The sequence below is a fragment of the Desulfovirgula thermocuniculi DSM 16036 genome (assembly GCF_000429345.1).
GTDB lineage: Bacteria > Bacillota > Desulfotomaculia > Desulfotomaculales > Desulfovirgulaceae > Desulfovirgula > Desulfovirgula thermocuniculi.
In genome coordinates this window covers 1-12,500 of the sequence record NZ_AUBR01000070.1, presented here as the reverse complement: position 1 = coordinate 12,500, position 12,500 = coordinate 1, and the positions used below count along the sequence as shown (strand labels likewise).

Here is a 12,500-nt window from a genome sequence, read left to right as displayed (position 1 = left end):
CTGGCAGACAGCGCTTTGAGCATGGCGCACTGGAGCGTGCCCCGGTTGAGGTCGAACAGCTCACATGCCTGCCGGTAGGTTTGGCGGTTTAAATGTGCGCGGCTGGTGGTATCAAGAGCCTCGACCTGCTCCAGGAACCAGGAGCACGCCTGACGGTAGGTGTCCAGCATGCGGGTCATCTTTTCCAGCTTGCCTTTGTTGGGAGGCAGGAGCTTTATTTTGAGGGTTACCGTCTGCATTCAACATCTCCTCCGGCCTGCTTAAATTATAGCACGGCCGGAGAGAAAAACCAAGCCGCCATTCATCCTCCGATTAAAAATCGGGGGCATTCTGGCGGGGCTTTTGCAAAAAGAGCAAGCGCTGGCCCTAGCCCTCCCGCCAGGCAATGGGCATACGCCGGCCCATGCCAAAGGCCTTCGAGGTTACCCGCAGCCCCGGAGGTGCCTGGCGGCGCTTGTATTCGGCGCGGTCGACCATGGACACCACCTGCCGGACCAACTCCGCATCAAAGCCGTTGCCGGCTATTTCCTCCCACGATTTCCCCCCCTCAACGTAGTGCTTCAGGATGGCGTCCAGCACCTCGTACGGGGGCAGGGAATCCTGGTCCACCTGGTTTGGCCTGAGCTCCGCCGAAGGGGCTTTGAGCAGCACGCTGTGGGGGATGATTTCCCTCTCCCGGTTGATGTAGCGGGCCAGCTCGTAAACCATCACCTTGGGCACATCGGCCAGCACGGCCAGGCCCCCGCACATATCGCCGTAAAGCGTGCAGTAACCCACGGCCATTTCCGATTTGTTTCCGGTGGTAAGAACTAGGTAGCCCTCCCGGTTGGAAATGAACATGAGAATGTTGCCACGTATGCGGGCCTGAACGTTCTCCTCGGCCAGGTCGCCCAGCGGCCTGTCGTCCCCGTTCATGGTTTCCAGGTAAGCACGAAAAATGCCTTCGATGGGTATCTCCCGAAAGGAGATCCCCAGATTTGCGGCCAGGGCCCGAGCGTCCGTGCGGCTGCCGGGAGAGGAGTAGCGGGAAGGCATGGACACCCCCAGCACGTTTTCCGGCCCCAGGGCGGCGGCAGCCAGGGCGGCGGTAACGGAGGAGTCGATCCCGCCGCTTAAGCCCACCACGGCCTTGGTAAAACCCGTCTTGCGGAAGTAATCGCGTATCCCCAGCACCAGCGCCCGGTAGACATGGCTTATGTCCTCCCGGGGAAGAATACCGGGAAGCATTGCCTGGCAGGGCGCAAGCCGGAGGGCGGAGTCTTCCGACCAGAGCCGGTCTGCGGTCACCTTTCCCGCGGCGGAGAGGCGGACCGGGGCATCTCCCGCCTTCTCCACTTCAAGCAGCACGAGCTCCTCCTCGAAACTGGCGGCCAGGCACGCCACCCGCCCCTCATGGTCCACGGCCAGGCTGCTACCGTCAAAGATGAGCTCGTCGTTGCCCCCCACCTGATTGATGTAAATGAAGGGACGCCGGTACTTTTGGGCCATGGACCTGATCATGTCCACGCGGAGAGCGATCTTGCCGTAATGATAGGGCGAGGCGGAGATATTCACCACCAGCTGTACACCTTTGGCTACCAGCTCTTCCACCGGGTCCAGATCGTAGAGCCGCCGGTTCCAGTAATCTTTGTCGTTCCAGATGTCCTCGCAGACGGTGAGGCCCAAGGCCAGATCCCCCAGCACCACCGGCTCCCTCTTGGCGGAGGGCCTGAAGTACCGGCTCTCCTCAAACACATCGTAGTTGGGGAGCAGGCTCTTGTCCTGCCGCGCCAGAAGCATCCCCCCGCTGTAGAGGAGCGCGGCGTTAAAAAGAAAGCCCCCCTCTCCCTTTACCGGGGCACCAACTAGAACGGCTATTTCCCTGCTCAAGGGAGCCACTTCCTTGCGGAGGGCCTCTGCTACGCGGCGCAGGAAGTCCTCCCGGCAGAGGAGGTCCCGGGGCGGGTAACCGGTTACCGCCATTTCGGGGAAGATCACCAGTTCCGCACCGACCTGCCGGGCGCAGGCCGTAGCTTTTTTGATTTTGTCGACGTTGCCGCCGATGTGCCCTACGGTGGGGTTAAGCTGGGCCAGGGCAATGCGCATGATTTCCCCTCTTAAAGCCAAAAGGCCCCTTTCTTCCCACCGGCGGGAAGGAACAGGGGCGCCTTTGCCCGCACTTTTTTCTCCCGGCCCATTGTAGCAAAAAGTGAGGGGGTACTTCAAGGGGGAGGCGGCCTTTTACGGGCAGCGTAACCGCTTCTTCTTGGCCCCCAAAAACCCCGCCCGCCCGGAAGCCCTGGCCACATAGCGGGAAAGCGGGGGAAGGTGGCGCAGTTTCAGGCCGAGATCCAGGCCGTATATTTCCACCAGGGCCAGGCAGAGCTCTTCCAGCGGGGCATTGCCCGCTCTCTCGCCCAGCCCGCCCACCGTTGCGTCAACCCACCCAACCCCTGCCCTCACGGCGGCCACGGTGTTGGCCGTGGCCAGGCCGAAGTCGTTGTGGGCGTGGAACTCCAGCTCGATCGCCACATGCTCTTTCAGCCAGGTGAGCCGTTCTACGGTGGTAAAGGGGTCCAGCACGCCTACGGTATCGCAGTAACGGAACCTCAAGGCTCCTACCTCCCTGGCCAGGTGGGCGACTTCCAGCAGAAACCCTGCTTCCGCACGGGAAGCGTCTTCCGCTCCGACCGTCACCGCCAGGCCGTGGTCCAGGGCAAAGAGGCAGGCATCCCGGAGACAGCTCAACACCCAGCGGTAGCTCCGCCCCAGCTTATAGCGGATCTGGATGGGAGAAACGGGCGCCGAAATGTGCACCAGACTCACGCCGCAGGCCAGGGAAGCGCGCAGGTCATCCAGAACCATACGGTTCCAGGTGCTGATGCGGCTCTTTAACCCCAGCTGCACAATTGATTTTATGGCTTTCTGCTCTATCTCTCCCATGGCCGGGGTACCCGCTTCAATTTGGGCTACTCCGAGGGCATCCAGCATCTGGGCTATGGCCACCTTCTCCTCGGGGGTAAAGGCCACCCCGGGCGCCTGTTCCCCGTCCCGCAGAGTGGTATCGACAATGTATACGGGCATCCATCTCCACCTCCAGGGAACTCCCCTAACGGATCAGATGAGGCCGACGGCATCCGCACGGCACTGCCGGCACCAGTCTATCTGGGGCAGGAAATGCCGGCACAAGCGGCGTACAAATGAAACCTCCCCAGGGCCAGGCGGGGCGAGGTGGGCAAAATCCGCCAGCGGGATGAGGGGCATGATATTCATTACCTGTACGCCCAGGGCGGCCACGGCACGTGCCACCGCCGGGAGGTGGCGGTCGTTAATGCCGGGAATAAACACTGCGTTTACCTTCACCCGCAGGCCAGCGCGGAGCGCTGCGGCTATGCCTGCAGCCTGCTGCGACCAGAGTAAGGCCGCCCCCTCCATCCCCTCGTAAACCGCGCCCCGCCAGCGCACGGCGGCGTAAATGGCCGCTCCCACCGCCGGGTTCACCGCATTAACCGTAACGGTCACGGCCCTCACCCCCAGGGCCTTTAGCTGCGGTACGCAATCGGCCAGCAGCAGGCCGTTGGTGCTCAGACACTTGATCAGGTGGGGAAAGCGCGCGTGCACGAGCCGCAGGGTGGCAAAGGTTTCCTCGTTGGCCAGCGGGTCACCCGGCCCGGCAATGCCCACCACGCAGATGCGCGCATCCTTTTTCAGCACCTCCGCCACCCTGGCTACCGCTTCTTCCGGCGTGAGCACCCGGCTGGTTGCGCCCGGTCGGCCCTCGTGGGGGCAGTCGTATTCCCTGCGGCAGTACCGGCAGGTTATATTGCAGGCCGGCGCCACCGGAAGGTGAAGGCGCCCGTAATGCCGCGCCGCTTCTCTAAAAAAGCACGGGTGTTCCTCCATAGCATACGCCTGCATAATAGATCGGCCTCCCCCTTTAAAAACCGCCTGCCGCCAGCCGCCACACCGGCGCGCTCACCAGCCCCGCCGCCTGCCGCGCCAGGTTCACAAAGCCCTTAAACCCGGCAAAAGGAGCGCTTTCCTGGGGAAAAACCAGAAAAGGGACACCTAATTTCTGCACGAGGAACTTTTCCTTCGTCCCGCCCACCCAGAGGTGCGGCTGGCTGCACGCCACAAACTCCAGTAACTCCCGGTCGTGGGCATCGTCCACCAGCACCGTGCCGTCCGCCACCTTGTGCCCTGCCTCCTCGTAGTCTTCCCGGCAGCCGAACTGTGAGCCGGCCAGCACCACCTCCATACCCAGTTCCCTGAAAGCCTTAGCCATCGCGCCCATCCGCGAACCGCCAAAGAAGAGGCCCACCCGCTTTCCGCGCAGCCTGGCCAAGAAAGGTCTTGCCTTCTCCCGGGCCGCGCGTAGGCCGCGGGCAACCACTTCCCCGGCGATGGCCAGGCTGTAAAACCGGCTGATGGCCCGCAGGGCGGCGGCGGTTTCCTCCAGGCCGTAAAAAGAAACTTTCACGTAAGGGATGCCGAACTTCTCCCGCATCCCCTCTGCGAGAAGGTGCCCCGTACGGCGGCAGTGCACAATGTTAAGGCGCGCCCGGTGGGCCTGGGCCATGGCGGCTATGGAGGCCCTGCCGGAAAAGGCACAGATTACTTTAAGGCCCATCTCGCCCAAAAGCGCCTCGATCTCCCCCAGGTCGCCCTGCACGTCGAACTCCCCGAGGAGGTTTACGCCGTTTTCCACCGGCTCCCCCCCGCCGTTGCCGATAAAGTGTTCCAGGAGAAGGCGGGCGGCAATATCATGTCCTGCCGCCTGGTTAGAGGCACAAAACCCGGGCGCGTTAACGGGCACAACCGGGCGGCCCACCACTTTGGCGGCACTCCTGCAGATTCCCGGGAGATCTTCGCCGATAATCCCCACCGCGCATGTGGCGTAGACCAGTACGGCGCGGGCGCCGGGCACCAGGGCACAGGTCTCCAAAATGGCGCGGTAAAGCTTCTCCCCGGCCCCAAAGACAATGTCACGCTCACTTAAATCCGTGGAAAACAGGCGGTAGTTTTTCCGCCGCACCGTGCGCCCGTAGTAGGCACAACCTACGGGACCGTGCACCAGGTGGACGGCATCGGGAATAGGCGCCAACACCCACCGCGCCCCGTAATAGGCACAGGCACGCTCGGAAATCACGCCGGGCACGGTCGGGCGGCTGCACAGGGGAAGACACGTCGCCTCGCCTTCTTTCACCACCACATGCCCCCGCCTGCAGGGCATAATCTCTGGCACTACCCGCACGGAAAACATCACCCCTTTTTTTCTTAAAAATAAAGCCGGGCCGTGCGGGCACAGGCGGGCGGCCCGGCCTAAAAGATACACATCCAGCGTAAGATTAAAGCTGCTGGGTACGGTCGTCCGGATAGCGGTAGTCCAGCAGGGCATTGACTATTTCGTAGAGGAGCAGCTCTGCCCCGCGGTAGCCGACAATGGGGCGCTTCTGGTAGCCAAAGCGGTCGTAAATGGGAAAGCCCACCCTGACCAGCGGTACTTCCAGCTCCCGGGCAATGTCCACGCCCTTTGAGTTGCCGATAATTAAATCCAACCGCGGGAGCGTTTTCAGGTATTCCTCGAACTCAAACAGGTCTCCCCCGTTGAAAACTTTCGGCGCATCGAGGAAGAGGTCCCGGTACTCCGCAAATACCGCCTCCACCTCCTGCGGGAACCTCCGGCTGGGCGTCCCTGCCGCCACCGCCACCGGGGTCATGCCCAGCTCACAGGTAAACCGCGTCACCCCTGCGACGATGTCCGGGTCGCCGAAAATGGCCACCCGCTTCATCATCGTGTGGTGCAAGGCGTCGGCCATGGCATCCAGCAGGCGGCCGCGCTCTGCCCGTAGTTCTTCCGGAATATCCCGACCCGTAAACCGGCTGAGGTGCCGGAGGAGGGCATCCGTGGCCGCAACGCCCACCGGGGTCGGCCCCATAACCGCCGGGATGCCAAACTTCCGCTCCAGGTATACGGCCCCGCTCCCGCCGGCGTCGGCCTGCAGGGCAACGGTGGCGCAGGCATTGCCCATTTCCCTAATTTCCGCAAGGCGCGTGCCCCCGGGCGGGTAGTAGGGAATGCGCTGCGGCGGTTCAAGGGGTGCATCCAAGGTATCCGAAATGTCGAAGAGGATGGTGGCCTCAACGCCCATTGCCTGCAGGATGTGTTTGATCTCCCTGATGTCACCGGGATACAGCAAGCCCGGGATGATGTTTACGCGGTTGCCGGGCGCGTCCCGCTTCACGGCCAGGGCCTGCAGGAAGGTCTTGGCCGCCCGGTCGTAACCTTCAACATGGGAGCCGGCAAAGCTGGGCGTGTTAATCTGCACCATCACAATTTGTTCTGCTTTTTCCGGGCCGATCTCGGCCCGCAACCGGGCGCGCGCCTCTTTAAGGAAGCTGGCGATGTCGTCGCCCATAATCTCGCTGGAGCAGGTGGTCACCACCCCGATGACTTCCGGCCAGTAGCGCACCACGAGGTTGCGGATGCCTTCCACCAGGTTGCGCCGCCCCCCATAAACCGCCGCGTCCTCGTGAAAGGAAGCCGTGGCAATGGTAGCCGGCTCTTTGAAAATGCGGCAGAAGGTATAGCGGGCATAGGTGGTACAGCCCTGCGCCCCCTGCACGAAGGGGATCGCCCGGTGCACCCCCAGCACCGCCCACATGGCCCCGATGGGCATGCAGATGCGGTCGGGGTTTACTACCACTGCCCGGTTGGCCGCCGGCACCAGATCCGGGTCGCGGGGCTGGTAGGCCGGCGCCGCCGGGACCTTCTCAATGCGCAGCCGGTCGTAAGGTATGCCCTCAAGGGGAATTTCCTTTAGCTGCACGCCACTTCACGCTCCTCTTTCTTGCTCACAAAGGCCGTTCTGGAATCTCCAGACCGGTGCATAGATGCCCTGGTAAATGTCCCGCGCAAAATTCACCATGCCGACAAACCCGGCGTAAGGCCCCTTCTCGTAGGAATGGGAGTTTACCGTGGGAATGCCCATCTTGCGGCCCAGGTACTTTTCCTTGAGCCCCGTAAGGAAGAGATCCGGTTTGCAGGTCAACAACATCTCCTCAATTTCAAACTCGTTGGGGTTATCAATGACCAAAACGCCCTTCCGCGTCAGCCTGGCGTTGATCTTTTCGTAATCCTCTTCGTGGGCAAAGGTGCAGGCACAGGCCACCACTTCCATGCCCAGCTCCTCCAGCACCCTGATCCAGTGCCAGACCCGGGGGCCGCCCACGTAAATGGCCACCCGCTTGCCGGCCAGCCTCTCGCGGTAAAAGGCCAGGGCCTTTTCCACACGTGCCACCTCTGCGGCAATTACCTCCTCCGCCTTCTTCTCGAGGCCAAAAAAGGCCGCTGTCTTGCGCAGCGCCTCTGCCGTTTGCTGGATGCCGAAGAGGGAAACACGGATAAAAGGTACGTTAAAGCCGTCCTTGATCATGTGCGCGATGTACTCTGCGGAGCGCTGGCAGTGCACCACGTTTAGCTTTACATCAATCATCTTGATCAGGTTTTCCAGGCGCTCGTTGCCCGAAAAGACGGCCACCACCCGAACCCCAATCTTTTCAAACAGCGGCTTGATTACCTTGAGGTCCCAGTCCATGTTGTACTCGCCGATCAGGCAGATATCGTAAGGCGTCTTTTCCTCCTCCCGCATGGCCAATTCCGGACGCCGTTCCCGCAGGGCCTTTACCTGGCGGTAAAACTGCGTGTTAAAATCGTGGTGGCCCTTGGACTGACTTACTCCCGAGCAGCCGGGTGACTCGGCGGTAAAGACCGGTTTACCTACTTCCCTCTCCACTTGACGGGCCACCGCCTGCACGTCGTCGCCAATCAGGCCCGTGGTACAGGTGGTGAAGATGATCATCCCTCGCGCCTCCGGGAAAAGGCGGAAGGCTTCCAGGCAGGCTTGCCTGAGTTTCTTCATCCCCCCGAAAACCACGTCCTTTTCCTGCATGTCGGTGACCACGCAGTAGCGCCGGTTAAAGGAGGTGTTGGCCAGCTTTGTTGGTGTAGCCCAGGGGTATAGGTCGGAAAGGTGCCGCCTCGTTGCCCAGGTATACCGTGCACACCCCACCGGGGCGTGGACCATCGCGATGATATCGGCAATGGGACCGCCGACCACATCGCGGGAGCCGGCAAAGGCTCACCCGCGCTCGGTCATATCCCCGGGAATGGTCCTGGTATTGCACGCCGGAATGACCGGGTTCTGCGGGTCATAAATGTAAATATGCTTTTCCCGCTCGGGAAGTAGCTCGTTGCACTTCAGGTTGACAAAGGGCATGCTCCTCCCCCTTTCTCATGAGATTGCTGCCGCGCCCCGCTCCTGGGTACGGATGCGTATCGCCTCCTCCACCGGGCAGACGAAGATCCGCCCGTCGCCAATGGCGCCGGTGCGGTTAACCTTCATAATGGCCCCTACCACCAGAGGGACATCCTCATCCTCGACCACCAAAGAGATGAGCCGTTTGGGCACGTAACGCATGGTCCCCTCTTCCCGCACCAGGTCCGGCTGCAGGGGAAAGGAAACCTCTCCTGCCAGGCCTTTTTGCTTTCCCCGTCCCAAAACCTTACAGGCCGTTAAAGCGGGAAAACCAAGCGCAGCAAGTACTTCTTTAGTTCTGTTCATCTTATTTGGCCGGATGATGGCCACAACTTCTTTCACCCAAAATCACCACCCTTCACCTAAAGGCCCCTAGTTCCCGTCCTGATGGTATAGGCTTCTTCTACGGGGCTGATGAAAATCTTGCCGTCGCCGAAATTGCCCGTATACGCCGCACGCCCGATCACTTCCACGATTTCCGGTACGCTTTCGTCTTCCGCCACAATCATGAGCATCACCTTGGGCAGCTCGTCGTAGTGCACGGCGCCCACCTGAATGCCCTTCTGCTTGCCCCGGCCGACCACATCCATCTTGGTTAAGGCCACAAACCCTGCCGCGGCCAGGGCATCCACCACTTCCTCGGCCTTTTCCGGGCGCACAATGGCGCGGATCATTTTCATCGTTCCAAGCCTCCTATTCCAAAAGCCCGTATTTGACCACCAGGGCCTCCATTTCGTCCATGGTCATTGGCTTCGGGATGACAAACATGTCGTTCTCGATGATCTTGCGGGCCAGCTCCTTATACTCCTGGGCCTGACGGCACTGCGGATCGAACTGCACAACTGTCTGGCGGTTAAACTCTGCTTTCTGCACGATGTTGTCCCGCGGGAGGAAGTGGATCATCTGGGTGCCAATTTTCCGGCAAAACTCCTCCAGCAGTTCCCTTTCGCCGTCCACGTTTCGGCTGTTGCAGATGATCCCACCGAGCCGCACTCCGCTCTGCTCGGCGTACTTCACCATGCCCCGGCAGATGTTGTTGGCTGCGTAGAGGGCCATCATCTCCCCGGAGGCCACGATGTAAATTTCCCCCGCCTTGCCCTCGCGCACCGGCATGGCAAAGCCCCCGCAGACCACGTCGCCGAGCACGTCGAAAAAGATGAAGTCGAGGTCCGGCGAGTAGGCGCCCAGTTCTTCCATCATGTTGATGGCCGTAATCACGCCCCGCCCAGCGCAACCCACTCCTGGCTCGGGACCTCCGGACTCAACGCACTTGATGCCGCAAAACCCCACCTTTACCACCCGGTCGACGGTTACCGCCTCTTCTCCCAGCTCTCGGAGGGTATCCATTACCGTTTCCTGCGCCTTGCCGCCGAGGATGAGGCGGGTGCAGTCGGCTTTAGGATCGCAGCCGTGAATGAGGACCTTCTTGCCGAAAAAGTAGGCCATGGCCGCCGCCGTGTTTTGCTGGGTGGTGGACTTGCCGATGCCGCCTTTCCCATAGATGGCAACTTTCCTGGTCACGGTCCATCCCCCTTTACAATTGTGGAATATTAAGGGCGCCCCGGTTTCTAGGGGAGTGGGGGAAGTCCCTAAATCCGGGGCGCCCTTGCCGGCCTGTAAAACGCCGTAGTTCTGGTACCGGGCTCACTTTGCCCGGTGGAAGCTCCTAAATGGCGCTCTCGCCGCTTTCGCCCGTGCGGATGCGCACGGCATTATCGATCCTGTAGGTAAAGATCTTGCCGTCGCCGATTTCGCCGGTGCGGGCGGCTTTAACGATTATGTCCACGATCTCCTCCACGTGCTTGTCGGCTACCACAATTTCCACCTTGACCTTGGGCAAGAGGTTGATGCTGTACTCCGTACCGCGGTATACCTCCTTGCGGCCCTTTTGCAGGCCGCAGCCGATTACCTGGGTGACGGTCATGCCCTGAATGCCGAACCTGCCCAGAGCCTCTTTGACGTCCTCCAGCTTGCCGGGGCGGATGATGCACTCTATTTTGGTCACCTTAAAAAACCTCCTCGCCTCTAGCGCTCCTTGAAAGAGTCCCACCGCAAACAAACCAGGCCTGCCGCGGGGCCGGGGCTAGGCCTTCACTTCCCTGGCCCTGGCCACCACGGGTTCCCCGGCGGCGGCCATGGCCGCCGTGCGGCCCATGGGAGCCCCCAGCACCATATCGGAGTAAGCGTCTTCACCGTGCAGGGTAAGGTCCAGGCCCTGCTCCTCTTCCTCGGCGCTGACCCGCAGGGGGAGGACGGCGCCTATCAGCTTCAATATGATCAAGGTCAGGACGGCGGCAAAGGCCCAGGTTGCCACTACGCCGATAAACTGCGGCCACATTTGCGCCGGGTTGCCGAAAAACAGCCCGTCGGCACCGGCGGGGTTTACGGCCTTGGAGGCAAACAGGCCGGTGGCCAGGGCGCCCCAGGTGCCGCCCACACCGTGCACGCCAAAGGCGTCCAGGGAGTCGTCGTAGCCCAGCTTCGCCTTGACCACGCTCACCGCCAGGTAGCAGAGCACCCCGGCCACCAGGCCGATGATCAGCGCGGGCAGGGGCCCGACAAAGCCCGAGGCGGGGGTGATGGCCACCAGCCCGGCCACCAGACCGCTGGCGGCGCCCAGCACGGTGGGCTTGCCGTGGCGGACCCACTCGGCAAAGACCCAGGAGAGGGCTGCCGCTGCCGCCGCCGTGTTGGTCACCACAAAGGCGCTGGCCGCCAGGCCCCCTGCCGACAGCGCGCTGCCGGCGTTAAAGCCAAACCAGCCGAACCAGAGCAGAGCCGCCCCCAGCACCGTCAGGGGCAGGTTGTGGGGCAACATGGGCTCGGTGCCGTACCCGCGGCGGCGGCCCAGCACCAGGGCGGCCACCAGGCCGGAAACGCCGGAGCTAATGTGCACCACCGTGCCGCCGGCAAAGTCCAGGGCACCCAGCTCGCGCAGCCAGCCGCCCAGGCCCCACACCCAGTGGGCCAGGGGATCGTAGACCAGCGTGGTCCAGAGGAGGGTAAAGAGCGCAAAGGCGGAAAAGCGCATCCTCTCGGCAAAGGAGCCGGTAATGAGGGCGGCGGTGATCACAGCAAACATCATTTGAAAGGCCATAAAGGACAGGTGCGGTATGGTGGCCGAGTAGTCGGGATTGGGTTCCTGCCCTACGCCGTTTAACCCCAGCCAGGAGAGGTCGCCTATCAGCCCCCCCTTATCGGGGCCAAAGGCCAGGCTATATCCAAAGAGCACCCACTGCACGGAAACCAGGGCCATAATGAACAGGCTCTGCATGATGGTGCTGAGCACGTTCTTGCGCCTGACCATGCCGCCGTAAAAGAGGGCCACGCCCGGCAGAGTCATGATCATCACCAGGGCGGCAGAGAGCAGCACAAAGGCGGTGTCCCCCGTATCGACCTTGGCCTCGTCGGCCCAGGCCAGGGCGGGCATGGCTAAAAGAAGGAGCACAAAGATGAGGCCTGCCCGGCTTACCTTTTTGCACATGGCGCGCTACCTCCTTAAAACCTTCCTGTGACTTCAGCTCACCCCCGGCTGCCGGCCTGCCGGAGTAAGGCGGCAGCTGCTTTCCCCTCCCCACCCGGGGCAAGGGGCGCCTCCTTGCCCGGGCGCGCCGTGGCGCACGGGATAGGGAACTGCCTGCCGCACAAAAAGCAAAGGGGCGCTCTTTACGGCGGCAGCGTCTTTGCCACCCGTAAAAAGCGCCCTTGCTTTGACTTATTTAAAGATAAATGCCCTTTGGTTATTTTAACCAAAGGGCATCCTTGCCCAACAAAGCACTTCGTTGTACCTTTTCCCTGGCTAAGCAAATAATAATACACATCCCGGCGGTTGTCAACGGGTATTTTTTAATTTGTCCGTGTCAAGATTCAGTAGGTGCCCTCACAAGAAAATTTCCCTTATGAGACCCCATCACCCAAACGAACGCCTCGAGGAACCTGCCTTGAAACCAAACCGTAGATGGTTTAAACAAGCCACCACAGAGTCGGCCTCAGGAAATAAACACCAGCATGAGCATACCATCCGGTTACATATGCGTCAGACGTGGCCGTAGAGAGCAATCAGGCCTGCCGCCAGCTTTTTGCTCCCCCGGTGCTGGACGCCTCCAGGGCCAACGACCCCGACGTAGGGAGCGTGACGCCGGTGAGGTTCTGAATTGCCGACAGGCGGGGTGAAGACTTTTTGACTACGTGTGCTGCTACAGG

General features: G+C 61.5%; 11 protein-coding genes and 2 pseudogenes. All 13 read right to left on the bottom strand.

Going from position 1 to position 12,500, the window contains the following annotated elements; translation table 11 throughout:
* Positions 1-239 (bottom strand): annotated as a pseudogene (locus G454_RS0113275) (transposase); the annotation flags it as partial.
* A gap of 127 nt (positions 240-366) precedes the next feature.
* Entirely contained in the window at positions 367-2,106 is a 1,740-nt protein-coding gene (locus G454_RS0113270) for an NAD+ synthase (RefSeq protein ID WP_483782834.1), read from the bottom strand.
* A 114-nt stretch (positions 2,107-2,220) separates the two neighbouring features.
* On the bottom strand, positions 2,221-3,063 hold the full coding sequence (locus G454_RS19220) for a homocitrate synthase (RefSeq protein WP_051276421.1): 843 nt from the start codon (positions 3,061-3,063) through the stop codon (positions 2,221-2,223).
* 33 nt (positions 3,064-3,096) lie between these two features.
* Entirely contained in the window at positions 3,097-3,897 is an 801-nt protein-coding gene (locus G454_RS0113260) for a radical SAM protein (protein WP_027718994.1), read from the bottom strand.
* 19 nt (positions 3,898-3,916) lie between these two features.
* Positions 3,917-5,233, bottom strand: a complete 1,317-nt coding sequence (locus G454_RS0113255; protein WP_245574411.1) for a nitrogenase component 1 — start codon at positions 5,231-5,233, stop codon at positions 3,917-3,919.
* Positions 5,234-5,327: 94 nt separating this feature from the next.
* Positions 5,328-6,809, bottom strand: coding sequence for a nitrogenase component 1 (locus G454_RS0113250; protein WP_027718992.1), 1,482 nt, complete (start codon positions 6,807-6,809; stop codon positions 5,328-5,330).
* A gap of 6 nt (positions 6,810-6,815) precedes the next feature.
* Positions 6,816-8,108, bottom strand: a pseudogene (locus G454_RS19215) (nitrogenase component I subunit alpha); the annotation flags it as partial.
* Between the two features lie 12 nt (positions 8,109-8,120).
* Positions 8,121-8,258 (bottom strand): hypothetical protein, encoded by a 138-nt coding sequence (locus G454_RS23000; protein ID WP_245574409.1) that lies wholly within the window; start codon positions 8,256-8,258, stop codon positions 8,121-8,123.
* Positions 8,259-8,273: 15 nt separating this feature from the next.
* Complete coding sequence (locus G454_RS0113240; protein WP_027718991.1) at positions 8,274-8,639, bottom strand: P-II family nitrogen regulator; 366 nt, start codon at positions 8,637-8,639, stop codon at positions 8,274-8,276.
* A 20-nt stretch (positions 8,640-8,659) separates the two neighbouring features.
* A complete protein-coding gene (locus G454_RS0113235) occupies positions 8,660-8,977 on the bottom strand; it encodes a P-II family nitrogen regulator (protein ID WP_027718990.1) in 318 nt (105 codons plus the stop codon).
* 13 nt (positions 8,978-8,990) lie between these two features.
* Entirely contained in the window at positions 8,991-9,818 is an 828-nt protein-coding gene (gene nifH, locus G454_RS0113230; RefSeq protein ID WP_027718989.1) for a nitrogenase iron protein, read from the bottom strand.
* Between the two features lie 145 nt (positions 9,819-9,963).
* On the bottom strand, positions 9,964-10,302 hold the full coding sequence (locus G454_RS0113225; RefSeq protein WP_027718988.1) for a P-II family nitrogen regulator: 339 nt from the start codon (positions 10,300-10,302) through the stop codon (positions 9,964-9,966).
* Between the two features lie 78 nt (positions 10,303-10,380).
* Positions 10,381-11,781 carry an ammonium transporter gene (locus G454_RS0113220; RefSeq protein ID WP_035107870.1) on the bottom strand — a complete coding sequence of 467 codons (1,401 nt, stop codon included), beginning with the start codon at positions 11,779-11,781 and terminating at the stop codon, positions 10,381-10,383.
* Between the last annotated feature and the right edge of the window lie 719 nt (positions 11,782-12,500).

Bases quoted from the DNA above. Each gene is read 5' to 3' on its own strand.
- G454_RS19220 (WP_051276421.1), bottom strand. From the start codon at position 3,063: ATGCCCGTATACATTGTCGATACCACTCTGCGGGACGGGGAACAGGCG.
- G454_RS0113260 (WP_027718994.1), bottom strand. From the start codon at position 3,897: ATGCAGGCGTATGCTATGGAGGAACACCCGTGCTTTTTTAGAGAAGCG.
- G454_RS23000 (WP_245574409.1), bottom strand. From the start codon at position 8,258: ATGCCCTTTGTCAACCTGAAGTGCAACGAGCTACTTCCCGAGCGGGAA.
- G454_RS0113235 (WP_027718990.1), bottom strand. From the start codon at position 8,977: ATGAAAATGATCCGCGCCATTGTGCGCCCGGAAAAGGCCGAGGAAGTG.
- G454_RS0113220 (WP_035107870.1), bottom strand. From the start codon at position 11,781: ATGTGCAAAAAGGTAAGCCGGGCAGGCCTCATCTTTGTGCTCCTTCTT.